We start from the raw sequence: 25,290 nt of genomic DNA, 5'->3' as shown, positions 1-25,290 counted from the left end.
AAAGCTTAAGTTTCATTTTATAGACAAATTTGATTTTATCTCTAAGTATGTTAACGCATTAATTAAGCTTTTCACTCTGAATTAATTGGAATAATTCTAATTAATTCAAGCCCCGCTGCCATCGTATGTACATCTAAATTTCAATCTGTTTTATTGTATCTATTCTCCTTATTCTATTTTTCTAAAATTACTTGTGCAGCAACAATTGAATCTGTATGCGTAATAGAAAGAAATACTTGTCCTTTGAAAGGGGAATTTTCAACAACCGGTTTACCATAACGATCAGGTATGATTTCAATATCCTGAAAACCTAACTTCCCAATACCCGTTCCCATGGCTTTTGAAAAAGCTTCTTTTGCTGCATATCTACCAGCTAAAAATTCCAACTTTCGAGTACCTTTTAAGCTAGAAAATATTTCTTGTTCTGCGGGTGTAAGTACACGTTCAGAAAAAGTCTCTCTTTTTAAATAGGCATCCTTTATGCGAGAAATTTCTGCTATATCTAACCCGATTCCTATAATCATTCTTTCTCCACCTTCTTTATACCTAACCTACTTCTTCTTATTACATAACTTAAATTTTATAATATTATCCTAATATTATCAAATAATACATCTCCTGTCACTTGTAAACGAAAAATAACAGACGTGTTTAAAAGGTTTCTAAAAATATTTTTATTTTCTATTGTTATCTATATAAAAAGAGGCTTGAGACAAATGTCTCAAGCCTCTTTTTATATACTTGTTTAGTCTTTATCACGTATAGTAAATTTGCGTTCTCCGCCAGCTTTACGACGGCTATCAGTAGTAGATTTACTACGGCTGTCTTTACGACGGTTGTCGCTTCCGCTACGTTTTGAATCTTTATTCCATTTTCCGCTAGCGCTTGAGCTTCCGCCACCACGACGTTCAGAAGGTTTACCACTACGGTTATTTCCGCCACGGTATCCGCCTTTACTTGCGCCTCGATTGCTTCCGCCTCCATGACTGCTTCCGCCTTTGCGACCTGGTAATGGACGTTCTGGAGTAATTTTAACTGGTACTTCATCAGCGTCTTTTGTCACACTCTTCAAGAATGCAGCAGCAAGATCTTCAGCTGTGTAAGTTTCTAATAATTGTGCAGCAGCTTTTTCGTAACGATTCAAGCCATTAGCGTCAATAATAGAACCTACTTCGTCAATTGACGCTTTGATTTGACCTTCAAATGCTTCTGCATTTGTTGGTGGACGTAATGGTGTCATTGCTTTTTTCGTTAAGTCTTCAATAACACGCAAATATCCCATTTCATTAGGTGTAATGAAAGTTACAGAAACACCCTCTTTTCCTGCACGACCAGTACGTCCAATACGGTGAACATAGCTTTCTGGGTCTTGAGGAATATCATAGTTATATACGTGTGTAACTCCGGAAATATCTAATCCACGAGCTGCTACGTCAGTTGCTACTAAAACATCTAATTTACCTGTTTTAAAAGATTTTAACACGCTCATACGTTTTTGTTGAGAAAGATCGCCATGGATCCCTTCAGCACGGTATCCGCGAGCTTCTAATCCACGAGCTAATTCGTCTACACGACGTTTTGTACGGCCAAAAATGATTGTCAATTCTGGTGTTTGAACATCAAATAAACGAGTCATAATATCAAATTTTTCGAAGTCTTTACAACGTACAAAAAATTGTTCAATTAAACTATCAGACATTGTAGTTGCTTTAATTTGAACATGTTCAGGGTCTTTCATAAAGCGAACACCTATGCGTTTAATAGCAGGCGGCATTGTAGCAGAGAATAATAATGTTTGACGTACATCTGGAACTTCATGAATGATCGTTTCAATGTCATCGATGAATCCCATATTCAACATTTCGTCTGCTTCATCTAGTACTAATGTTTCAACATGTCCTAGTTTTAATGTTTTACGTTTGATGTGATCTAATAAACGACCTGGTGTACCGACAACAATATGCGGTGCGTCTTTTAAAGCACGAATTTGGCGACTGATATCAGCTCCACCATAAACAACTTGAACACGGATTTTTTTATCGCGGCTTAAACGGAATAATTCTTCTTGTGTTTGGATAGCTAATTCACGAGTAGGTGCAATAACTAAACCTTGTACATTACGATTGGTTACATCAATTTTTTGTAACATTGGTAAACCAAATGCAGCTGTTTTACCAGTTCCTGTTTGTGCTTGCCCGATAACGTCTTTTCCTTCAAGTGCTAGTGGAATCGTTTGTGATTGGATCGGTGTTGCTTCCTCAAATCCTAAACGTTCTACTGATTTCAATAATTCAGGTGCTAATCCTAATTCTGTAAATTTCAATATATTTCCTCCCAATTTAAAACCTTAAAGAGAGATTTTTGCGAAATACAGGCACCTTCATTAGTTTAATCAATGCACCTGTTGCTGTAACTCCATATAAAAACTTGATGTTCGTTCGGTTGAATGTACACCAAGTTTTTCATTTCATATAAAAAACTTGAATTATTATCAAGTTTATCTGCTTATCTAGTTTCACAAAACCCTCGATGGTTTTATTTTTATTAAAGATTGTTCTTCAATCTAAACTATTCTATCATTTATATTTTAGTTTATCAATTGATTTGACCTTTTGTTTTCATGAACACGTTTCCTTTAAGTGTTTTCTTTCGAATCTGTGAATTCACCTGTTTTAGTCTGCGCTTTCACAATCTTTTGCTCATCTTATTGACATAATTTTCTACAAAAAAACTAAAAGATAGGTTTTACGCCTCTCTTTTAGTTTCATTTTAACTAGTTGAAACGATTGATTATTAGTCTCTTCCGCCACCAAAGATGCGTAATAAACTGATAAAGATATTGATAAAATCTAGGTACAAACTTAAAGCTCCGCTAATTGCCAACGCTCCTAAGTTTTGTTCTCCAGAGTAATGAACATACAGTTCTTTTAATTTTTGAGTATCATAAGCTGTAAAGCCAATAAAAATTACAACTGTGATAAAAGATAGAACCATATCAGCAGGACCACTTTGTAAGAAGAACCCGTTTACTAACATGGCAATAATCAATCCGATCAATGCACCTCTTAATTGTCCTCCTAAAGATGTCAGATCCTTTTTAGTTGTAAATCCCACTAGACTCATACCTGCAAATGAGGCTGCTGTGGAAATAAATGCTGCTCCGATACTTCCTAAATCATACAACAAGAAAATAGAAGAGAGCGTAATCCCGTTGATAATCGCAAAAGCAATAAATCCAATGATTGATGCACCTGCAGATCTTAATTTAGCTCCATTAGATGCTAATTTCATAACCAATGCAATTTCAGCTATAAAAAAAGCAATCATTCCGAAACGTGTGCCAAAAACTAAATTCAGAATAAAAGGACTTTGTGCTGCATAAAAAGCTGTTATACCTGTTATCGTTAAACCTAATGCCATATAACTATAAATCGAAGCGAAAAATTTAGACATGCTTGTTGTGCTTACTGCTTGATTAGAAACTTCTTTTCTTGGTGTATTCATATGGATCATTCCTCCTATTTAATCTTTAGTACAGTATACCAAATTTTTCTTATTTGTTAATCGGTCTTTAGACATATTTATTTATTCCTATGCTTGCAGCGCCCTTACAACAGAAAGCAAATCTGTTCCCAAACTTGATTTTAATAAAATATAATCTCCCGGCTCAAGTTGTTCTTTAACAAACTGAATCAAGGGTTCTTTTCCCCCTGTAAAATAAAAAAGATTTTCTTTATCAAATTTTTCTTGCAAAGCTTCATACAACACACTCATTTGGTCCCCATAAAGAATAACTTTATCGATTTGACTCGGGTTAAGAGAATCTTTCACACTTAGATGTAACTCTGAAGACTGTTCTCCAAGTTCCAACATTTCGCCTAAAACAGCTAATCTCTTACCATTAGTTTCAAATGTACTAAAATTATCCAACACAGCTTTCATAGCAGTAGGGTTAGCGTTATAAGCATCATTTAAGATACTGCTTCCATTTACCCCATCCAACCATTCCGTTCTATTTTTAGTCAATTGAAATTGAGCAAGTTTAGGCGCCGATTGTTCAACTGGTACACCCAAAACCTTCCCTACCGATAATGCAGCTAAAGCATTGTTAACATTATACGTTCCTAAAACAGGCAAAATGATTGTTAAACCTGGGTCGTCATTTGTCTCAAAACTTGTTTGATTCATTTGAGCGTTTATGTTTAATGGATACAAGTCATTTGTTTCAGCGGTTCCAAAGGTTTTCAATTGTTTATCTGCTAAATTTCCGACTCTTTTTTGCAATAAAAGTTCTTCCCCTGGGTAGATCAGCACACCATTTTCCTTTAAGCCTAAACTAATTTCCATTTTAGCATCAGCAATCCCTGCTCTGGATCCAAAAAACTCAATGTGCGACTCACCGATCATTGTTATAACCGCAACATCCGGTTCAGCCAATTCGGACAGCACTTTGATTTCTCCAGCATGGTTCATACCCATTTCTAAAATGATAACCTCAGTGTCTTCTGGCATTTCTAAAATCGTTATTGGAAGACCGATATGATTATTAAAATTTCCTTGGGTCTTATGAACACGGTATTGACTAGATAAAACAGCATCTGTCATATCTTTTGTAGTCGTTTTCCCATTGCTTCCGGTAATTCCTACTACCTTGGGATGAATTTTAGCTAAATAGAATTTAGCTAAATCTTGCAAAGCTTGCAACGTATCTTTTACTTGGATAACAGGAAAAACATCTTCTACTTCAATAGGTAATTTCGCTAAAGATTTACTCCACAAAGAAACTACAGCTCCATTTTCAATTGCTTTTAAAATAAATTCATGCCCATCGTTGTTCCCTAATAATGGTACAAATAATGAACCTTTTACTAATTTACGCGTATCGAATTCAACTGATGTTATTTTTTCATCTGACCATTTACTTGTATCATTTAACGCTCCCACTGCTACTGCAATTTCTTTTATTGTTAAAGAAATCATAATTGCCCTCCTTAATTCCACTTAAATAAAACACCGTTCTTGAAAGAAACAGAGACCAGGACATACATCCCAGCCTCTGTTTCTATCGCTAATTTTCATTACTCATAGTTAGTCATTATCTTGAAAAGACAGACGCTCTTGATGTCTTCTTAAAGCTAGTTGAATCAATTCTTCAACTAAATCGCCGTAGTTCAACCCAGTATTTTTCCATAGAGTAGGATACATACTAAATTGGGTGAAACCAGGCATCGTATTTACCTCATTAATGAATAACTCTTCATTGCTGGTTAAAAAGAAATCACAACGACTCAATCCACTTCCATCAAGGGCTTGAAAAGCTCGCACTGCATATTCACGTAACCGTACATTAACTTCTTCAGAAACCAAAGCCGGTATTTGCATGACCACGTCATTGTTGATGTATTTTGAATCATAATCATAGAAATCAACTGTTTTCACTAATTCACCTGGAACTGAAACGTGGATATCATCATTTCCCAGAACAGCTACTTCAATTTCTCTAGCCTCGATTCCTTGCTCAACAACAATTCTTCGGTCATAGCGTAAAGCTAATTCGATAGCACTAATTAGATCTTCTCTATTCTCAGCTTTACTAATTCCGACACTGGAACCAAGATTAGCCGGTTTTATATACATTGGATAAAATAATGTTCCTTCACATTGTTTAAAAACACTTTCTTGATCATTCAGCCATTGCACTTTTCGTACAGGAACATATGGAACTTGTGGTAAACCAGCTTGTTGAAAAAGCTGTTTACTAATGATCTTATCCATGCCACATGCACTAGCTAAGACACCAGCCCCTACATAAGGCATTCCAATGACTTCAAATAGCCCTTGAACTGTTCCATCTTCTCCATTAGGTCCATGTAAAACAGGAAAAACTACTGCGCTTTCTTCTTTTATATCTGAAGGTTGAATCAATATACCTTCAGAAGATTGATTTACACCAGTTATAAAATGAGCTTTATCTGAAACTGTTAATTTTAAAGACTCTGAATTCTCAACATCGCTAGCTTGTTGAATGATAGCACCTTTTATCCACTGCCCACTCTTTGTAATATATATAGGCTCTACTTCATAATAATCATAATACACTTCTTTAATAATAGAAAAAGCAGTCAGAATTGAAATATCGTGTTCTGCACTCTTTCCACCATATACTAGAAAGATTTTCATTTAGTTATCCTCCGAATTTACTTAGGTATCTTTACCTCAAACTCTTTATAATTCAAGAAGTATTGTACCATATTTTTTTATATAAAAATAGCGTACATATTTCGAAACAACAATTAAAAAAAGCCCTTCAAGCAGCGCATCTATTCAATCTGGCAGAACTTTCCCTTACCAGACTGAACCAATTCGTTCACTTTTAGAGCTTTATCTTATATTGGCTGTAAACTACTTTCTTCTTTAAAAAACCATTTTTGATCCTTTTCATCTAAACAAATGTGTCCCATTAGATCTTTTTCTAAGAAATTTTTGTTTAGAGATTTCATTCGATCTTCTGTTAGATACACAGGTATTTCATAAATTCCTTGGTTACACTTCATATTTTCGAATGAGAAAAGCACTCCTTCTCTAAGTAACGGGAGCAATTCTTTGACATCCGAAATTGGCATACGTGCAATTTTTTTGGCTTTTTTAAAAAGAAAGACATTTTTTTTATCATTTATTTTCTTCTCTACATTATTCGTTATATTGACTGATAAAATACTATAAAATTGTTCTAATTTTCGATAATATACTTTTGTCATCCCTTTGGGTAGCGTTAAATGGATAAAATTATTTTGTAGTTTATAATAAAAAGGCGAATGCAGATGTGTATGGGCGTGTGCAATATAAAGCAGCTCAGAAATTTCAATTGGTGTCAGTTGTCTCATTAATTCGATACTTTCGAAATCAATCCAATTAGAAGGAACACCATTCGTAGGTTGATTTTGGTCAAAGTATTCTTGAACTTTTGCTAATCCTCGTACCATACGAAAACCAGTGTGAGAATCATACTCACCAATACCTTTGGGGGCAGTCAGCAATAAAATATTTTTTGGCGGTTTTTTGACAACATCTTTGTATTCGTTCATCGTGATTCCTTTACTCAAAACAGCATTTGTAATAGTATCTAAATGAACATAAGTAGCTTCTGAAGGCACGACACATTTCTCCCCTTGTCTTTTATCCCTTTCATTGTACTACTTGCATCTCAACTAATCTGTATCAGTTAGGTGATATTCTGGTTACAAACAAACCTTGCAACCGTTTTATTAAGTCATTAATATGACAATTGCGCGCGTTACAATGAAATAAATTATTTATTAAAAAAATAAAAATAACTTACTCTCTATTGTAAATCAAACTATTACTAACTAACTTTAGAATCTACCCTCTCAATCAGATAAGAGACTAAATTATTTCGTCTTTTAAGTTGAATACCCAATTCATGAATTTACCCATCTTTCTCTTTTATCGTACCAAAACGCAAAAAAAGGTTGGACAATTGTCCAACCTTTTTCCAAAAAAACAAGATATTATTAAGCTTCTTCTTTTTTGTTTGCGTCTGCGATACCATATTTTTTGTTGAAACGGTCCACACGTCCGTCTGCTTGTGTAAATTTTTGACGTCCTGTGTAGAATGGGTGTGAGTCAGATGAAATTTCGACACGGATCATTGGGTAAGTAGAACCGTCTTCCCATTCAACTGTTTCACTTGAATTTTTAGTTGAACCTGATAAGAATTTATAGCCTGTTGTAGTATCCATAAACACAACTTGTCTGTAATCTGGATGAATTGCTTGTTTCATATATGAATCTCTCCTTGTGCCCTGATGCATCTGCTGAATCAGAGTTCTTATTTTGTCTTTAGACAACATTAGCATGATAGCATATTTGTCTACACAAAGCAATCACTTTTTATTAGAAATTAAACCTGTTAAACAAAAATCATTAGCGATGAGAACTTCTTGAATTTCTTGTTTGAGTAATGGTTTTATCCGTGAAATGCTCAAAAAAATCTTGATTGTTTTCTGATTTACGCAGCCCTTTTATAAATTGATCTGTTAGATCTAAAGCATCTCCGATCATTGCATGCCGCAATTTCCAAATCATTTCTAATCTACTATTTTCCAATAAAAGTTCTTCTTTTCGTGTACTTGATTTTTTAATATCGATTGCTGGGAAAATACGACGTTCAGCAAGTTCTCTTGATAAGTGTAATTCTGAATTCCCTGTACCTTTAAATTCTTCATAGATCATATCGTCCATTCGGCTTCCAGTGTCTACTAAGGCTGTCGCCAGAATCGTTAAGCTTCCACCTTCTTCAATATTTCTCGCAGCTCCAAAAAATCGCTTAGGACGATACAATGCTGCCGGATCCAAACCACCACTTAAGGTTCTTCCACTTGGAGGAAGAACCAAGTTGTAAGCACGAGCTAAACGTGTGATGCTATCCATTAAAATAATAACGTCTCGTTTATCTTCCACTAATCGCATGGCTCTTTCTAAAACCAATTCTGTTACACGTACATGGTTTTGTGGTTGCTGGTCAAAAGTTGAAGAGACAACTTCTCCTTTTACACTTCTTTCAATATCCGTCACTTCTTCTGGACGTTCATCAATCAATAAAATAATCAACTCTGCATCAGGATAATTTTCAGCGATTCCATTTGCGATTTCTTTTAATAAAATAGTTTTCCCTGCTTTAGGAGGTGCTACAATCAAACCCCTTTGACCAAAACCTACGGGAGCTAAAATATCTATCATGCGGTTTGAAATCTTAGTTTGTGTTGTTTCCAGAGTAATTTGTTTTTCAGGATAAAGAGGTGTTAACGCTGGGAAGTGAGGACGTTCTTTTGCATCTTCCGGATCTTTCCCATTCACAAGGTTCACGTGCATTAGACCATAATAACGTTCAGATGGTTTTGGCGGTCTAGCTTTACCCGACACTTTATCTCCATTTCTCAAACCAAAACGTTTGATTTGAGAAGAAGAAATATAAATATCTTCTTTACTAGGTGTGTAGTTGATTGGGCGCAAAAAACCAAAATCTTGTTGTGCCATAATATCTAGCACACCTTCTACAATAAAAAATCCTTGTTTTTCTTCTTGCGCCCTTATAACAGCCAATGCTAATTCTTTTTTATTCATCTGGCTATAGTAAGGTATTTTGAGTTCTTTTGCGTAGTTGTAAATCTCTTTTAATGTTTTCAATTCTAATTGGGCTAATGTTAGTAACTCACTCATATTCGTTAACTCCTATTTATTTTCATCTTCAATCATACGAACATCTGCACCTAAAGCCGTTAATTTCTCTATGATTTGATCGTAACCGCGTAAAATATTTTCAACACCAGTAATCGTTGTTGTTCCCTTTGCCATTAAACCTGCAGTTACAAGGCAAGCTCCCGCTCTTAAATCGCTAGCTTCTACTTCTACACCTTGCAATTGGCTTGGTCCTTCAAGCAGGATCATATCACTTTCAACACGAGCATTCGCTCCCATTCGGACCAGCTCAGGTATGTGTTTAACTCTTTTAGGGTATATAGTATCTGTAATTAAAGAGGTACCAGTTGCTTTTAGTAAAAGAGGTGTTAAAGGTTGTTGTAAATCCGTTGCAAAGCCGGGATACGGAAGTGTTTTTACATTTATCGGTTTTAAATGAGTAGCTTCTTTGACCAAGATACTGTCTTCCCCAATTTCCATTGGTACACCCATTTCTTCCATTTTAGCCACTAGGCCTTCTAAGTGTTCGACAATAACGTTTTTCACTAAAACTTCTGATCCGGCAGCTGCTGCCATAGACAGATAAGTCCCAGCTTCAATACGATCTGGGATGATCGTATGGCGGCAACCATGCAATTCGTCAACACCATCAATACGGATCACATCGGTACCTGCTCCTCTTATTTTTGCACCCATATTATTTAATAAGGTAGCCACATCAATAATTTCTGGTTCACGAGCAGCATTTTCAATAATCGTTTTGCCTTTAGCTTTCACTGCAGCTAACATAATATTAATAGTAGCTCCGATCGAAACAACATCTAGATACATTCGGGTACCGACTAATCCATTTTGATCTGTTCGTAAATACATAGCTCCCATTTCATTATCCACGGTTGCTCCTAAAGCACGGAATCCTTTTAAATGTTGATCTATTGGTCGAGGTCCTAAAAAGCATCCTCCAGGCAAACCTACAACACCTTTGCCAAACTTGGTTAATAAAGCACCCATAAAATAATAAGACGCTCGTAAACTTTTGATTTTTCCATTTGGCATAGGAATTGAGACTATGTGAGTTGGATCTATGGTAAGTGTTGTTCCCTCAAATGTGGTATCCACATTCATGACATTCAGAATATCAATCAATGAGTGGACATCTTGAATATCTGGTACACCTTCTAAAACAACAGGCGAATCTGCCAAAATTGCTGCCGGAATCAAAGCAACTGTACTATTTTTTGCTCCATTGATGGTTACTTCGCCAGATAATTTTCTCCCACCATTAATGACTAATTTCTTCATGTTGTACCTCCATCTTTTTTCTAAAAAGGTTGTTTCTTCTAAAAAATAAGAAAACTGGGTAAATTTTATATATTCTTAAACAGGTTATTTTTATTTGATTAATTTTATGAAATCAACACAACTTTTTCTGATAACAACTGTATTGATTTTAGCCTTTTTACCTATGTAAACAAGCTGTTTTAATCTTACTACATCTCAAAACAACTTACAATTACTATATCTTTCAGCTAATTTAACCGGATCATAAATGTTAGCTTTATCCTTCTAATAAGATGAAAAGGGCAAAAAAAAGAGGTTGGGATACTATCCCGAACCTCTTTCGATTAATTGTCATTGTTAAGCTTTGTTAGAAGATCCAAATCTTTGCATAGTTTGTGTAACTGTAGCAATGATTGCAGCTTTACCTGGTGCAATAACTTTACGTGGGTCATAAACTTTATCATCAGAGTTTAATTTTTCACGTACAGCTTTTGTCCAAACTTGTTGCAATTCAGTGTTTACATTGATTTTTGAATGTCCATTTTCGATAGCTTTTTTAATTTGGAATTCTGGGATTCCAGATCCACCATGTAATACTAAAGGAGTTTTAGTTAAGTCAGAGATGATTTTCATTTCGTCGAAACCTAGAACAGGTTCGCCTTCATAATCACCATGTACTGATCCTAAAGCAGCTGCTAAAGCATCAATTTTAGCTTCAGTTACCATACGTAGACATTCTTGAGCATCTGCATATTGAACTCCACCAGTAACGCCATCTTCAGTCCCACCAACAGTTCCAACTTCAGCTTCTACTGATGCGCCTTTTGAATGAGCATATTCAACAACTTTTTTAGTTGCTTCAATATTTTCATCAATTACGTATGCAGAGTTGTCGATCATTACAGAAGAAAAACCAGCATCAATTGCAGCTTTACAGCTTTCAAAAGAAGAACCATGGTCTAAGTGTAATGCAACTGGTACAGTAATGTTCATTGTTTCCATTAAAGCTTCAACCATTGCTGATACAACTTTAACGCCACCCATGTATTTTCCTGCTCCTTCAGAAACACCTAAAATAACTGGTGATTTTTCTGCTTCAGCAGCTTCTAATACAGATTGTGTCCATTCAAGGTTGTTGATGTTGAATTGACCTACAGCGTATTTACCTTCTAATGCTTTGTTTAACATATCTGTCATACTAACTAAACGACTCATATATTTTTTCCTCCTTAAGGAAATCTTTTTATTTACTAAGATACTCTTAGTCAACGTTGTTATTATATCAAAAACACATTAAAATATCCATATTTATTATAATCCTAATCTAGTTTTCATACCCTTTTCATAATTAATTATCCAATGCTGCTTTAACAAAACCTGCAAATAATTTTTGTGGACGATTTGGACGTGAGATGAATTCTGGATGAAATTGGCAAGCAACATAAAATGGATGATCAGATAATTCAACGATTTCAACTAAACGGTTGTCTGGTGAAACACCTGAAAATACCAACCCTTTTTCTTCTAGTAGATCACGGTATTTGTTGTTAAATTCATAACGGTGACGGTGACGTTCTTGTACTACTTCAGCATTATCGTATGCTTGAGCTGTTACAGAACCTGGTTTTAATTTACATGGATATAATCCAAGACGCAACGTTCCGCCCATGTTCACTACATCTTTTTGATCCAACATCAAGTCAATAATATTATGCGGTGTATTAGGGTCTGTTTCTGCTGAGTGAGCCCCTTCTAAACCTGCAACATTACGCGCAAACTCTACACAAACTAATTGCATACCTAAACAGATCCCTAAGAATGGAACTTTGTTTTCACGTGCATATTGAATAGCTAGGATTTTACCCTCTAAGCCACGATCCCCAAATCCACCTGGAACTAAAATTCCATCTGCATCTTTCAATCTGCTTTCAACGTTTTCCGGCGTTACCTCTTCAGCATTCACCCAGTCCACTTCGATTTCAGAATCAACAGCATATCCTGCATGATTTAATGATTCAATAACCGATAAATAGGCGTCAGGTAACTCCACATATTTACCCACTAATGCAATTTTTGTTTTCTTAGATAAATGCATTACTTTTTGTTCTAATGTGATCCACTCAGACATATCAGCAGGCGGCGCATCAATTTTAAGATGGTCACAGACGATTTGATCCATATTTTGTTTTTGGAGATTTAAAGGAATAGAGTAAAGAGTGTCCACATCACGAGATTCAATAATTGCTTCAGGCTCTACATCGCAAAATGACGCTAATTTGTCTTTCAAACTTTGTGGTACAGGTTTTTCTGTACGAATAACTAATAAATTCGGCTGAATACCTAACCCACGTAACTCTTTCACACTATGTTGTGTAGGTTTTGTTTTCATTTCTCCAGCCGCACCAAGATACGGAATCAACGTTGTATGGATATACATCACATTATCTGCTCCAACATCACTTTTCATTTGACGCAAGGCTTCTAAAAAGGGAAGTGATTCGATATCTCCAACTGTACCGCCCACTTCAGTTATAACGATATCAGAATCCGTTGTTTGACCTGCACGCATAATTTTCTCTTTAATTTCATTGGTGATATGCGGAATAACTTGTACAGTTGCTCCCAAATATTCTCCCTTGCGTTCTTTACGTATCACTTCGGAATAAATTTTTCCTGTTGTTACATTTGAAAATTGATTTAAATTGATATCAATAAAGCGTTCATAGTGACCCAAGTCTAAGTCGGTTTCAGCTCCATCATCTGTTACGAAAACTTCTCCATGTTGGTAAGGGCTCATAGTTCCTGGATCAACGTTGATGTAAGGATCAAATTTTTGAATCGTCACTTTCAAGCCTCTATTCTTCAACAGTCGTCCTAAAGAAGCTGCTGCAATCCCTTTACCAATGGAAGATACTACTCCACCTGTTACAAAAATATATTTTGTCATTTTTACCGACTCCTTTTAAACTTATTAGGGTAAAAGAAAAGTTGACACTAAACGCTTTTTCTTTTTTGGCATAAATAAAAAATAAAGCTCCCTATTCACTAGTAGAATAGGGAGCTTTATATTGATTACTTTCAGTTCCTGTCCCTTAAATCACTTCAAGGGAGCCCAATATAGATAATACACATTTCTCCAGGAAGCGTCAAGTGTTTCCTTTCAAAAAATTATCTAAGAAACAGTCTATAACCATAAATGTTATTAATATTCTTCGTCAGAATCGTCCTCGTCCTCATCTTCAATGATTGTAAGATCACCTTCGACACCATCAGGCAATTCATCTTCTTCGTCATCTGTACCTAATTCAGACAAATCAGCTTTGTATTCACCTAAGTCTTCTTTGTCTTCATCGTCAACCATTACACCATGCACGTCAACATCCACACGTCCACCGTAAGTAGTATCGTCTTCTTCGTCTTCTTCAGGTTCGTCATTGTCTTCAGGATCGTCATCATTGTAATCAATGTCGTCTTCGCCAGTGACAAAAGCACTCGCTTTTTTGCGTTTTTTACGGCGTGGAGCTTCATCTTCATTTCCTTGAGTAACTTCTTCGTCAATAAAATCGATTGGATACCACGAACGTAGACCCCAACGGTTTTCTCCTAAGGAAATAAAACTACCATCAATATTTAAATCTGTATAAAATTGAGAAGTTTTATTTGTGAGTTCTTTTGAGTTTAAGTTTAGAAAATCTTGTACTTCTTTTAATAAAGTTGAGAAATCAAGGATCTCTCCTTTTTGATCTAAGATGGCATGAGCTACTTCAATCATTGATAATTCATTTTTGTTTTGCCCGTCAAATTCTGTTAATTTCACGAAAGCCACGTCCTTTCAACAGTCTATTCTTTATCATACAATATTTAAACAGTAAAAAGCAATTGTAATTTGTAATCTCCTAATTTTTCTTTTCCTAAAAATAAATTATAATCAATCTCAATGCGTCCAGAGAATGGGTTATCCGTGTAACTGATTTGCATATTACTTGTCATTGTTTCAATACTTACTGCACCTTGTGGCGTTCGATAAATGGTTTCAAACCTTTCCCCTTTATCAAATCTCATCCGCGTAGTTGTATCACCTTTACGTGTAAGTGTAACCACTCCAGAAGGATCAATCTTGACTGTTACAGGAACGACTACCGATTCATACGTTTCTTGAAACCGAATATAATAAGATGAATTCATTTGAACGACTTTACCTGCTTCATCAAATACATGCCTTTCAGTTTCGTTACCTTGAGAGATCGTCGTCTCTAAATGTATTTGAGCTGTTCTTCCTTTTGATAAATCCAATTATTTCACCTCTGCTCATTAGTCCTAATTTAACGATAGCTTAATGACCTTAATTCGTCATTTCCACTAAACTGCACCTCTATCTTATCATAAATAAAAGAAAGATTATGCTTTTTTAAACCAGTTAAGGAGAACCCTACACCAAAATTTGCTATAATAAGGAAGAATCGCTATTTACAATTAACTAAAGGATGTAAAACTAATGACGACTACTGATAAAAAGGACTTTTTAACCAATCATTATTATAAACTTTACGAGGCTGCAACCATGCCTTTTTCTAACCAAACCATCTCCCATTTTGCATTAACAGATAGTTTATTGCGATATGTTGGAAAATATCAAAAAAATATTTTACATTTTTGGCCGACCTCAAATTTGGTTATATTAGGTATGATGGATACAAAATTACCTTATTTTAAAGATGCATTAGAGGTCATTAAAAGTTACGGACAACCCTACATTGTACGCAATTCGGGAGGATTAGCTGTAGTTGGAGATGAAGGAGTGTTAAACTTTTCACTTATATTACCCGAAAGTCTAGAACAAAAAATGTCTATAGACACTGGGTATGAGTATATGTTCCAGTTGATTAACGACTCCATTAAACAATACGGAAAGGTAAGCAAAGCCTATGAGATCAAAGATTCTTATTGCCCCGGAGATTTTGATTTAAGTATTGACGGGAAAAAATTTGCCGGCATCTCACAAAGACGCTTAAAAAATGGTGTAGCTATTATGATTTACATTAGTGTAACAGGCAACCAGTTTAAACGCGCTGAAATGATCCGTGATTTTTATGAAGCAGGATTAAAAGGAGAAACCGTTAAGTGGCACTTTCCATCTGTGAATCCTGAAGCAATGTCTACACTAGAAGAATTGCTAGGTATTTCTTTAAGTGTAGACAAAATGAAAGAATTGATTTTATCTACACTTAATCAAAACAATTGCACGATTGTGCCTGGTGAATACTCCTCAGAAATCTTAAGTGACTATAATGAAGGGTTTGAAAAAATGATTCGTCGCAATCAACAAATGCTTGGAGATTCTATCGATAAGGAGTTAAGCGAATGAGCAGCCATTATGATGCCAATTTTTTACTGCCTATAGAACACGTTTTTCGTGATCCAGTTCATGATTACATTCATGTCCAACACCAAATTATTTTAGATTTAATTAATTCTAGTGAATTCCAACGATTGCGCCGTATCAAACAGTTGGGTACCTCGTCATTGACTTTTCACGGAGCTGAGCATACTAGATTCACACATTCACTAGGTGTATATGAAATTACACGTCGCATCTGTGATAAATTCCAACGAAACTACGCTACTCAAACACAAGGAGATGGTGGTTGGGATGATAATGAACGTTTAGTGGCCTTATGTGCAGCTCTTTTACATGACATTGGACACGGCCCATATTCTCATACATTCGAACATATTTTCAAAACCAACCATGAAGAGATTACTGTGGCTATTATTACCTCTCCAGAAACGGAAGTCTATAATGTGTTAGTCAAGGTTAGTGAAGATTTTCCAGCAAAAGTTGCGAGCGTCATTCAAAAAACGTACCCGAATCCACAGGTAGTCCAACTCATTTCTAGTCAAATTGATGCAGATCGGATGGATTATCTATTACGTGATGCTTATCATACAGGTGTAAATTATGGTACATTTGATTTAACTCGCATACTTAGAGTGATGCGTCCTTATAATGATGGAATCTATTTCCAATTATCTGGCATGCATGCTGTTGAAGATTATATCGTTAGCCGTTATCAAATGTATATGCAGGTCTATTTCCATCCCGTCTCAAGAGGAATGGAAGTTATTTTAGACCATTTACTGAAACGTTCTAAAGAACTGTATATTAGTTCAGAAACCCAATTCAATGATCAGCTGAATTTACTTGCTCCTTTTTTTGGAAAGAATTTTACACTTAAAGACTATTTAAGACTTGATGATGGCGTTTTAGCCACTTACTTTACCTTATGGAAAGAAGAAAAAGACCCGATTTTAAGCGATTTAGCTACTCGCTTTCTTGATCGACATCCTTTCAAATCGGTTAAATTTTCCAGCGACACGGATATGTACTTGGTTGAAGATCTAAAAATTATTATTCGTGAAGCAGGATACGATACAGATTACTATACAGCTATTAACAACAGCTATGACTTGCCTTATGACTTTTACCGGCCAAATCAAAATACCAACCGTACACAAATAGAATTGGTGCGCCAAGATGGTACACTTGTTGAACTTTCTAAAGTAAGTGAAATTGTCTCTTCTATTACCGGAAAAGTTCGCGGCGATGAACGCTTTTATGTACCAAAAGAATTTTTAAAGCTAAAAACCTCTAAAGAAATCACGTTATTCGAAGACTTATATTATGAATTTAATCGTTATATTAAGAACGGGGCTATTATTGACCCAAATAAATTAGTGGAGGATTTACCTAAATGACTATAGAATTAATCGCTATCGATTTAGACGGCACGTTATTAACACCCGAAAAGAAAATAAGTTCTAAAGTTAAAGAAACAATTGAAATTGCTAAAACGAAAGGAATTAAAATTGTCATTTGCACCGGACGTCCATTGCCCGGAGTAAACTCAATCTTGAAAGCTTTAAATCTAGAAGAGGAAGGCGATTATGTTATTACTTATAATGGTGCATTAGTCCAGCAATCACATAACGGAAAAGCTATTGCCCACCACACATTAAGCTTTGAAGATTTTCTGAAAATTGAAGATATGAGTCGCCAAGTCGGAAGCCATTGTCATACAATTGATGAAAAATACATTTACACTGCTAACAAAGACATTAGTCCTTATAGTGTAAGAGAATCCTTTTTAGTCAATATGCCTATTCGTTACCGCTCAGTAGAAGAAATGGATCCAACTATTGAAATCAGTAAGATGATGATGATTGATGAACCTGACATTCTAGATGCGGCTATCGCTAAGTTTCCAAAAGATTTTTATGATGACTACACTATTTTAAAAAGTGAGCCTTTTTATCTAGAGGTATTAAACAAATCTGCCAGTAAAGGTCAAGCACTAAAAGATCTAGCACAAATTTTATCTATTCCTCGTGAAAATATCATGGCTATTGGAGACAATGAAAATGATATAGACATGATTGAATACGCTGGAATGGGCGTAGCCATGGGAAATGCTATTGCCAGCGTAAAAGAAGTAAGTAATTATATTACAGATACAAATGAACATGATGGAGTCGCTACAGCAATTGAAGCTATTGCTTTTGAACAGACTATAGCGGAAAACCATCTCAACTAAAGAATTTTCAAAAAATAAGCTACGAGTATAACAACTCGCAGCTTATTTTTTGTTTATCTTTTTAGCCTAACAATTTTCCACCAACAGCGTAGTTGGTTTTTTTCATGTCTTCGATAATAACATGAATTCGGTCTTCGGTTGCTCCAGTATTTTTTACTACTGCTTCTGTAATATCTTTGACTAAACCAGCTTTTTGTTCTGCTGTCCGTCCTTCAACTAATTCAACATGTACAAATGGCATAAATCCCTCTCCTTTCGTAGTTTCTTCTTTCAATTCTAACGATACCTTTTTTATTTTTCAACTCGTTATTCTTTTTCCTTCTAAACGCCTATCTCTTTGCTGCAAACAGATAATTAGAATTATCGGCTTAATATTAGTATACTTGATTTGTACGATAATTAGAGAGGAGAATTACAAATATGGCAGATTCAAAATTAATGTATCAAACTACAGCAATTAATACTGGTGGACGAAATGGAGAAAGCCATTTACCAGACAATTCGTTTTCTGTTCGGGTTTCTACTCCAAAAGATATGGGCGGCCCTGGACAAGGAAGTAACCCAGAACAATTATTCGCACTAGGCTATAGCGCTTGTTTCAATTCAGCTTTAGAACATATGATGAAAGAAGAAAAAGTAACTGGTAAAAGCCAAGTTACCGCAACTGTTGAATTGCATTCAGACCCGACTGATAATGGGTTTAAACTTGCTGTTAAACTAGAAGTTGGAATTGAAGGTCAAGATGACGCAACTACACAAGAATTAGCAGAAAAAGCTCATGCTTTTTGTCCTTATTCAAAAGCTACAAGCGGCAATATCGATGTAACAGTAACAACTGTTGCTTATGAAGCAGATAAATAAAACTATTTTAAACAAGGCTGGGACTTTTGTTCCGGCCTCTTTTTTGTATTCTGTCCTTTTCTAACTACACATTAAATGTGAAAAGTGATTTCTTTTACGTTTATTGATGAAATAAGTGCCGAATAAAGGGCTAGTTGACTAATAAACCAGAGTTATTAGTCTATTGGTTGACTCGTCATCATATACTTTTTTTCATATTGTTCGACAGCCCATTTGTGGCTGCCTCTTTTTAATTTAGCTAAAGCTTCAGGAATAGTTGCCCATTCCAATTGATTGAAATCCTCTAATGGCTTGCATCTGGCTTTCCATGACTGCGCCACATAAAAATAAGCAGGATTATAATAGTACCGTTGGCGATGTTTAGAATAATAATAATCTTCAGCCTTTCCTATAAAAGGACCAACTTTTATTACATATCCCAATTCTTCCATTGCTTCACGTTGTGCCGTTTCTTCATGGGTTTCATTTTCCTCAATTTCGCCACCCGGTAATAAATATGAACCATTAGGGGGTGAAACCAACAAAATCTTTTTACTATTTTGGTCAAAAATTACAATGTGCACTCCAACACGTGTCTGATAATCTTGGTCATCTATTTTCACACCAAAAGTTTCCGTTCCCATTTCGCACCTTCACCTTCTCATTTTATTATCATTATTTTAATCTTTATACTTTTAAGAATCAATAAAAACTTAATCAGTACCGTTACTTTTTCTTATTTCACTTATTAAGTTGCGCTCACTAAAAAAGACAGTTCAAATTTGAACTGCCTTAAAATTGGATGTTTTGTTATTGTTTTCTATTAAATCTTAGTTGATCCCTATTGCTTTTCGCAATGTTTTATTTTGTACAACAAAGTATAACAATGCTATGTTAATTGGTGCTAAAACAAGATTTTGCACTAGTCGTGTTGGGAAAATGACAAAGATTGCTTTATCTAGCATAATCGTTAACCAGATCGTATTGAGACCTAAATTGACAAAAATGGCAACCAAAATTATGGCTAAAATGATTCTCTTTAATGATTTAGGCTTCTTGTAAAGAACCAGACCATAAATTATTCCGCCGATAAATGCAGACAAGGTAAATCCCGGGAAAAACACTCCCCCGCCAAATAGTATTGTTCCTATTAAATCTGTTATAGCTGAAGCCATCCCAGCTATCCAAGGGCCGTAAAGCATACCGATAATGGCAATGGGCAAAAAGCCGAAACCAATCCGGACAATTGGTGTTTCAATCGAAATAAACTGAGTTAGAACGATCTCTAATGCCATTAATAACCCAATTTTTGAAACACTTCGTGCATCGTACTTATTCTTACTCATTTTGAAGATCTCCTTTGAAGAGCTCCACACATAACATCTTATGCAGCGAATGCAGAAACAAAACCGCAAATTGTCTAAACAATTTTTCGTTCGCGGGCAACATCCCATCCCAACGACACTTAACGCTTTATTTCCTACTCTGATTTATTACCTAACTTATTGTTCATTCCTTAGGCTAATTCACTATAGCATATTCCTTCTGTTTCCGGTAGCAAACAAAAAAACTTTTTATACATTACATGTTGACATTTATTTTGAAGTTCTGTATATTAAGAACAAGTTAAGTTTAATGATAAAAAAATGATAAAACACTATGAAAAGAAAAGTAGGTTTATATTCGTCTATAAAAGAGAACCCAGTTAATTGCTGAAAATGGGTTAGACAAATTGAACTGAAGATGGTCTTTGAGTGGAGTTAGCGAATCACTTATTAAAGTGTTAGCTTTCTACGGGAGCACCCGTTACAGTGTCACAGTATAAAAAAGACAACTTATTGTCTGACGTACTGGATAAGGTAAGTATAGCAATATACTTATAAATTAAGGTGGTAACACGAAGCAGACAACTGACTTTCGTCCTTACAAAAAAGCAAATTCATTTGCTTTTTTGTAAGGACTTTTTGATTTTATTAACTACATAATTAAACGCAATGAAGAGAAAAGTATTTTCACAGAATGCAACAACAGAGAGCCTGAATGCTGAGAACAGGTTTGCAGGAATGAAGAGAAAATGGCCTCCGAGCGGGATACCGAGTGTTTTTAAACATTAGGCTATCATGGGCGCACCCATTACAGTGCTAGAGTATCAGAAGCAATCTTCTCGTACTTGATAAGGAGTTGTTTGCGAGATCAACTCAAATAAAGGTGGTAACACGACGGTAAAGCGTTCGTCCTTTAATCTACAGCAGTAGGTTAATGGACGAGCGCTTTTTTCTATTTTAAGGAGGAATTCACATGATTACATTAAATAATGTAAGTGTCACATTTGCAGGGAAAGAAACGACAATAAAAGCGGTAGAAAATGTTCAGTTGACCGTTAAAAAAGGAGATGTTTTTGGAATCGTCGGCTACAGCGGAGCTGGAAAAAGCACCTTAGTTCGCACGATCAACCTGCTACAACGACCAACAGCAGGATCAGTTATTGTCTCCAATCAGGATCTGCTGAGTTTAAAACCAAAACAACTGCGAGCCGCTCGTAAGAAAATCGGGATGATTTTTCAGCATTTCAACTTAATGGGGTCTCGCACAATTGCTGAAAACGTAGCTTATCCTTTAAGAAAATCGGGATTGACTAAAACAGAAATAAAAGAGAAAGTAGCCGATTTATTAGATTTAGTAGGTTTAACCGATAAAAGCGTTGCTTACCCTTCTCAATTATCAGGTGGACAAAAACAACGTGTAGCTATTGCTCGTTCGTTAGCCAACGACCCTGAAGTCTTATTATGTGATGAAGCCACAAGTGCCTTAGATCCGAAAACAACTCTTTCCATTCTGGAATTATTGAAAGAATTGAACCAAAAATTAGCATTGACGATCGTCATTATCACCCATGAGATGCAAGTCGTAAAAGAAATTTGCAACAAAGTGGCTGTAATGGAAAATGGTCATGTCGTTGAAGAAGGCGATTTAGTTTCCATCTTTACAGAACCTAAAGAAAAAATCACAAAAGAATTTATTAATACCGCAACCCATGTTGAACAGGCATTAGAAAATATTTTAAAGCACCCTACACTACTAGATTTACAGCCTAATGATGTCTTAGCAAATATTTCTTATGTTGGTGAAAGTACAAGTGATCCATTAATTGCTACACTAACAACTCGGTTTGGCGTTACAACTAATATCTTATTTGGAAATGTGGAAATCTTACAAGAAACGCCTGTTGGAAATCTAATTGTTGTCTTAAGTGGAGAACCTAGCCGCAGAGATAAAGCTATTGCTTATTTAAAATCAAAAAATGTAAAAGTAACCTTGATTCACCATCACCACCAGATTATCCCATTAAAGAAAAAAACTAATATTATCTAAAGGAGTGAATAAAAATGTCTGAATTTCTTACAACGTATTTCGAAAATGTTATCCCATTAAGAGATGAAATTATTGAAAGCACCTTACAAACACTCTACATGGTCATTATTACAGGGCTGATTGCTGGTATTCTTGGCTTGATTTTAGGAGTCATACTTGTTGTAACCGACAGAGGTGGGATTTTAGAACGACCACGCCTCTACAACCTACTTGATCAAATCGTCAATCTCTTTCGTTCTTTGCCTTTTATCATCATGATGGCATTGGTTGTTCCCTTAACTCGCTTGATCGCTCATACATCTATCGGTACAACAGCTGCTATCGTCCCTTTAGTTATCGGAACCGTGCCATTCTTTGCTAGACAAATTCAAAATGCTCTTTTAGAAGTTGATTCTGGCGTTATAGAAGCTGCCGAATCAATGGGATCCAGTCCTTTAGAAATCATTTTTCGTGTTTATTTAAAAGAAGGACTGACAGCTATCATTCGTGTCTCTTCTGTTACCATTATTAATTTGATTGGTTTAACTGCTATGGCAGGAGCAATCGGTGGCGGAGGATTAGGTAACTTAGCCATTGCCAGAGGCTACAATCGTTTCCAAGGAGATGTAACGTTAGTCGCCACTGCTATTATCTTAATTATTGTATTCATTAGTCAATTTATTGGAAATGCTTTAATCAAAAAAACGAGTCACTAGATGACATTGGAGGAAAAAAGATGAACAGAATAAAAAAAGGTTTTTTAGGATTAACTTTAGCATTAGGGCTTCTTGTAACAACCGCTTGTGGAACGAACACTACTTCAGAGGTTGAAGAATCTGAGCCCATTAAAATTGGTGTTGTTGGAGAAGTGAATGAAGTTTGGGAGTTTGTTAAAGAAAAATTAGCCGCAGAAGATATTGAAATTGAGCTAGTCAAATTTACAGACTATGCTACACCAAACGTAGCTCTTGCTGAAGGCGAATTAGAGTTGAATTCTTTTCAAACGAAAATTTTCATGGAAGCTTTTAATGAAGATCATGGTGAAAACTTAGTGGCCATTGCCGATACGGTTATTGCGCCACTTGGTATTTATTCATCAAAGATTCAAGATGTCTCTGAGATAAAAGAGAATGATGTGATTGCCATTCCAAACGATGTTTCAAATGAAGGACGAGCTTTACTCTTACTTCAAACAGCTGGTTTGATTGAAGTTGATCCTTCAAAAGGCCAAGTTCCTGTAGTTGAAGATATTACCTCTAATCCTTTGAATTTAACATTTGAAACACTAGATTCTTCTCAAACAGCACGCGCTTTAGAAGATGTAACAGCTTCCGTCATTAATAGCGGAATGGCTGTAGACGCCGGATTCATTCCTACTGAAGATGCTGTGTTCTTAGAACCAGTTACTGATTCCTCTGATCCATACTACAATGCGATTGTTTCAAGAGAAGAAGATAAAGATAATGAAGTTTTCAAAAAGATTATAGAAGCTTACCAAGCAGAAGATACTAAAGAAGTCATCGAAGAAACATCAAAAGGCTCTTCTATTCCAGTGTGGTAAAGGAACGCAAGTAACTAGTTTCCTTTACGGCACACATTAAAACTAACCCCATTCAGAAAGGATGATTTATTATGTCAACAGCACTTACAAAAGTTACGTTACAAGAAGAAGTTCAACAAGGAGCTCAAGAGGTCATCGCATTACGCCGTTACCTTCATCAACATCCTGAGCCAAGTCTAAAAGAATACGAAACAATCAAATTTATCAAAAATGAATTAGACAAACTATCTATCCCTTACGAATCTGTTGGTGAAACTGGAGCTATCGGGACGATTGTTGGTAAAAAAGGACTAGGAAAAACGATTCTCTTACGGGCAGATATTGATGCTCTTGAATTAGAGGATGCTAAAGACAAACCTTATAAATCAACTAAAAAAGGATTACATCATGCATGTGGCCATGATGCTCACACATCAGCTTTATTAGGGGCTGCAAAAATTTTAAAAAACCATGAAGCTGACTTTTCAGGGACCATTAAATTAGCTTTTCAACAAGCTGAAGAAATCGGAGCTGGAGCACGACAATTTGTAGCGGGTGGATTTGTTAACGATGTCGATCAAGTTTTTGGTATACACGTCGACTCCTCTATCGAGACTGGAAAAATCGTTGCTACTGCTGGTCCAACAAATGCTTCTTGTGATATTTTTAAGATTAGGGTCAAAGGCGAAAGCGGTCATGCGGCTAGACCAGATTTAGGAAGAGATGCTCTTTTAACAGCTGCTGCCATAACGATCGAATTGCAAAGTATTGTGGCTCGAGAAGTCAGCCCTTTAGATAATGTAGTTGTTGCTGTAGGAGTCTTAAACGCCGGAACTCGTTATAACATTATTGCAAATGAAGCTTCCCTTGAAGGTACGGTTCGTACATTTAGCCACGAAACACGCCAATTTGTATTAGCAGCTGTTGAACGTGTTGCACGAGATGTCGCCAAAGCTCATCGCACATCAATTGAATTTGAGAATTATGATGCAGCAGCTCCTCTTATCAATAATCAAACCGCTGCAAGTCGTGCTGCTCGTGTTGGTACAGACATTGTAGGAGCAGATAATATTATTCAAGATAATCCCAAAAGTTTAGGAGCAGATGACTTTGCTGACTTCTTAGCTGTTGCGCAAGGTGTTTATGCTCGTGTTGGAACTAAGAACCCAGCTAACCCAGAAACTTGGTACGGGCATCATCATGAAAATTTTGATATTGACGAAAGCGGATTAGCTATAGCCACAGAATTACATGTCAGATATGCTCTAGATTTTTTAAATGAACGGTAAATAAAAAAAATTCAGAACTTATTTTCTGAAAAAGATTGAAGCGAGTTGTTTTTCGCTTCTTTTTTTTGTCTTCTATTTCTCACAAAATTTTTAGTTAATGAAAAAACACAACATGTAGTGTAAAATATATTTCAGGTAACAACATATAGAAAAAAAGGATGTTACACTTACTACCCTT

24 protein-coding genes, 1 riboswitch and 2 other annotated features are annotated in these 25,290 nt (G+C 35.7%); of the genes, 8 read left to right on the top strand and 16 right to left on the bottom strand.

Features of this window, described 5'->3' with window-relative positions; all coding sequences use genetic code 11:
- Nucleotides 1–173: 173 nt before the first annotated feature.
- The 13 genes from acpS to BR65_RS10645 all read right to left on the bottom strand — a co-directional run bounded on the left by acpS (nt 174) and on the right by BR65_RS10645 (nt 14,793).
- Nucleotides 174–524 carry a holo-ACP synthase gene (acpS, locus tag BR65_RS10705; RefSeq protein WP_023176753.1) on the bottom strand — a complete coding sequence of 117 codons (351 nt, stop codon included), beginning with the start codon at nt 522–524 and terminating at the stop codon, nt 174–176.
- Between the two features lie 221 nt (nt 525–745).
- A complete protein-coding gene (cshA, locus tag BR65_RS10700) occupies nt 746–2,323 on the bottom strand; it encodes a degradosome RNA helicase CshA (protein WP_023176752.1) in 1,578 nt (525 codons plus the stop codon).
- A gap of 470 nt (nt 2,324–2,793) precedes the next feature.
- A complete protein-coding gene (locus BR65_RS10695; protein ID WP_034538143.1) occupies nt 2,794–3,504 on the bottom strand; it encodes a Bax inhibitor-1/YccA family protein in 711 nt (236 codons plus the stop codon).
- A gap of 87 nt (nt 3,505–3,591) precedes the next feature.
- A complete protein-coding gene (locus BR65_RS10690) occupies nt 3,592–4,980 on the bottom strand; it encodes a UDP-N-acetylmuramoyl-tripeptide--D-alanyl-D-alanine ligase (RefSeq protein ID WP_034538142.1) in 1,389 nt (462 codons plus the stop codon).
- A gap of 108 nt (nt 4,981–5,088) precedes the next feature.
- Nucleotides 5,089–6,180, bottom strand: coding sequence for a D-alanine--D-alanine ligase (locus tag BR65_RS10685; RefSeq protein ID WP_023176749.1), 1,092 nt, complete (start codon nt 6,178–6,180; stop codon nt 5,089–5,091).
- Between the two features lie 206 nt (nt 6,181–6,386).
- Nucleotides 6,387–7,154, bottom strand: a complete 768-nt coding sequence (locus BR65_RS10680) for a hypothetical protein (protein ID WP_034538140.1) — start codon at nt 7,152–7,154, stop codon at nt 6,387–6,389.
- 378 nt (nt 7,155–7,532) lie between these two features.
- Nucleotides 7,533–7,802 carry a type B 50S ribosomal protein L31 gene (locus BR65_RS10675; RefSeq protein WP_023176747.1) on the bottom strand — a complete coding sequence of 90 codons (270 nt, stop codon included), beginning with the start codon at nt 7,800–7,802 and terminating at the stop codon, nt 7,533–7,535.
- 142 nt (nt 7,803–7,944) lie between these two features.
- Entirely contained in the window at nt 7,945–9,240 is a 1,296-nt protein-coding gene (gene rho, locus BR65_RS10670) for a transcription termination factor Rho (RefSeq protein ID WP_034538138.1), read from the bottom strand.
- A 12-nt stretch (nt 9,241–9,252) separates the two neighbouring features.
- Nucleotides 9,253–10,521 carry a UDP-N-acetylglucosamine 1-carboxyvinyltransferase gene (locus tag BR65_RS10665; protein WP_023176745.1) on the bottom strand — a complete coding sequence of 423 codons (1,269 nt, stop codon included), beginning with the start codon at nt 10,519–10,521 and terminating at the stop codon, nt 9,253–9,255.
- 336 nt (nt 10,522–10,857) lie between these two features.
- Entirely contained in the window at nt 10,858–11,715 is an 858-nt protein-coding gene (gene fba / locus BR65_RS10660) for a class II fructose-1,6-bisphosphate aldolase (protein WP_023176744.1), read from the bottom strand.
- A gap of 133 nt (nt 11,716–11,848) precedes the next feature.
- Nucleotides 11,849–13,447 carry a CTP synthase gene (locus BR65_RS10655; RefSeq protein WP_034538137.1) on the bottom strand — a complete coding sequence of 533 codons (1,599 nt, stop codon included), beginning with the start codon at nt 13,445–13,447 and terminating at the stop codon, nt 11,849–11,851.
- Between the two features lie 255 nt (nt 13,448–13,702).
- The gene (gene rpoE, locus BR65_RS10650) at nt 13,703–14,317 is read right to left on the bottom strand and encodes a DNA-directed RNA polymerase subunit delta (RefSeq protein ID WP_023176742.1); all 615 of its coding nucleotides are present in this window, start codon (nt 14,315–14,317) and stop codon (nt 13,703–13,705) included.
- A gap of 44 nt (nt 14,318–14,361) precedes the next feature.
- On the bottom strand, nt 14,362–14,793 hold the full coding sequence (locus BR65_RS10645) for a YwiB family protein (protein ID WP_023176741.1): 432 nt from the start codon (nt 14,791–14,793) through the stop codon (nt 14,362–14,364).
- 202 nt (nt 14,794–14,995) lie between these two features.
- Between BR65_RS10645 and BR65_RS10640 the strand changes: the two genes are divergently transcribed.
- The 3 genes from BR65_RS10640 to yidA are packed head-to-tail and all read left to right on the top strand — an operon-like array spanning nt 14,996 to nt 18,092.
- On the top strand, nt 14,996–15,865 hold the full coding sequence (locus BR65_RS10640) for a lipoate--protein ligase family protein (RefSeq protein WP_023176740.1): 870 nt from the start codon (nt 14,996–14,998) through the stop codon (nt 15,863–15,865).
- Nucleotides 15,862–17,256: an HD domain-containing protein gene (locus tag BR65_RS10635; RefSeq protein WP_034538135.1), complete on the top strand. Its 1,395-nt coding sequence runs from the start codon at nt 15,862–15,864 to the stop codon at nt 17,254–17,256. Before BR65_RS10640 ends, BR65_RS10635 begins: the two co-directional genes overlap by 4 nt.
- Nucleotides 17,253–18,092, top strand: a complete 840-nt coding sequence (gene yidA / locus BR65_RS10630; protein ID WP_023176738.1) for a sugar-phosphatase — start codon at nt 17,253–17,255, stop codon at nt 18,090–18,092. Before BR65_RS10635 ends, yidA begins: the two co-directional genes overlap by 4 nt.
- Nucleotides 18,093–18,153: 61 nt before the next feature.
- Here the strand turns inward: yidA and BR65_RS10625 are convergent, their stop codons facing one another.
- The gene (locus tag BR65_RS10625) at nt 18,154–18,333 is read right to left on the bottom strand and encodes a 2-hydroxymuconate tautomerase (protein WP_023176737.1); all 180 of its coding nucleotides are present in this window, start codon (nt 18,331–18,333) and stop codon (nt 18,154–18,156) included.
- 179 nt (nt 18,334–18,512) lie between these two features.
- On the opposite strand from BR65_RS10625, the gene BR65_RS10620 reads away from it, so the two are divergent.
- Nucleotides 18,513–18,953 carry an organic hydroperoxide resistance protein gene (locus BR65_RS10620; protein WP_023176736.1) on the top strand — a complete coding sequence of 147 codons (441 nt, stop codon included), beginning with the start codon at nt 18,513–18,515 and terminating at the stop codon, nt 18,951–18,953.
- A gap of 155 nt (nt 18,954–19,108) precedes the next feature.
- Here the strand turns inward: BR65_RS10620 and BR65_RS10615 are convergent, their stop codons facing one another.
- Nucleotides 19,109–19,576 (bottom strand): NUDIX domain-containing protein, encoded by a 468-nt coding sequence (locus BR65_RS10615; RefSeq protein WP_034538133.1) that lies wholly within the window; start codon nt 19,574–19,576, stop codon nt 19,109–19,111.
- Nucleotides 19,577–19,762: 186 nt separating this feature from the next.
- The gene (locus BR65_RS10610; RefSeq protein WP_034538132.1) at nt 19,763–20,278 is read right to left on the bottom strand and encodes a folate family ECF transporter S component; all 516 of its coding nucleotides are present in this window, start codon (nt 20,276–20,278) and stop codon (nt 19,763–19,765) included.
- A gap of 41 nt (nt 20,279–20,319) precedes the next feature.
- A riboswitch (THF riboswitch) is annotated at nt 20,320–20,422 on the bottom strand.
- A gap of 160 nt (nt 20,423–20,582) precedes the next feature.
- Nucleotides 20,583–20,860, top strand: a binding site (T-box leader).
- 57 nt (nt 20,861–20,917) lie between these two features.
- Nucleotides 20,918–21,174: a binding site (T-box leader), on the top strand.
- 56 nt (nt 21,175–21,230) lie between these two features.
- Between BR65_RS10610 and BR65_RS10605 the strand changes: the two genes are divergently transcribed.
- The 4 genes from BR65_RS10605 to BR65_RS10590 all read left to right on the top strand — a co-directional run bounded on the left by BR65_RS10605 (nt 21,231) and on the right by BR65_RS10590 (nt 25,112).
- A complete protein-coding gene (locus BR65_RS10605; protein WP_034538131.1) occupies nt 21,231–22,304 on the top strand; it encodes a methionine ABC transporter ATP-binding protein in 1,074 nt (357 codons plus the stop codon).
- 14 nt (nt 22,305–22,318) lie between these two features.
- A complete protein-coding gene (locus BR65_RS10600) occupies nt 22,319–22,999 on the top strand; it encodes a methionine ABC transporter permease (RefSeq protein ID WP_034538130.1) in 681 nt (226 codons plus the stop codon).
- A gap of 20 nt (nt 23,000–23,019) precedes the next feature.
- Nucleotides 23,020–23,844, top strand: coding sequence for a MetQ/NlpA family ABC transporter substrate-binding protein (locus tag BR65_RS10595; RefSeq protein ID WP_034538128.1), 825 nt, complete (start codon nt 23,020–23,022; stop codon nt 23,842–23,844).
- 71 nt (nt 23,845–23,915) lie between these two features.
- A complete protein-coding gene (locus BR65_RS10590) occupies nt 23,916–25,112 on the top strand; it encodes an amidohydrolase (RefSeq protein WP_034538126.1) in 1,197 nt (398 codons plus the stop codon).
- Nucleotides 25,113–25,290 lie beyond the last annotated feature (178 nt).

This window comes from Carnobacterium inhibens subsp. inhibens DSM 13024, from assembly GCF_000746825.1.
Classification (GTDB): domain Bacteria; phylum Bacillota; class Bacilli; order Lactobacillales; family Carnobacteriaceae; genus Carnobacterium_B; species Carnobacterium_B inhibens.
Note: the sequence above shows the minus strand (reverse complement) of the source record. Positions and strands in the feature narration are given on the sequence as shown.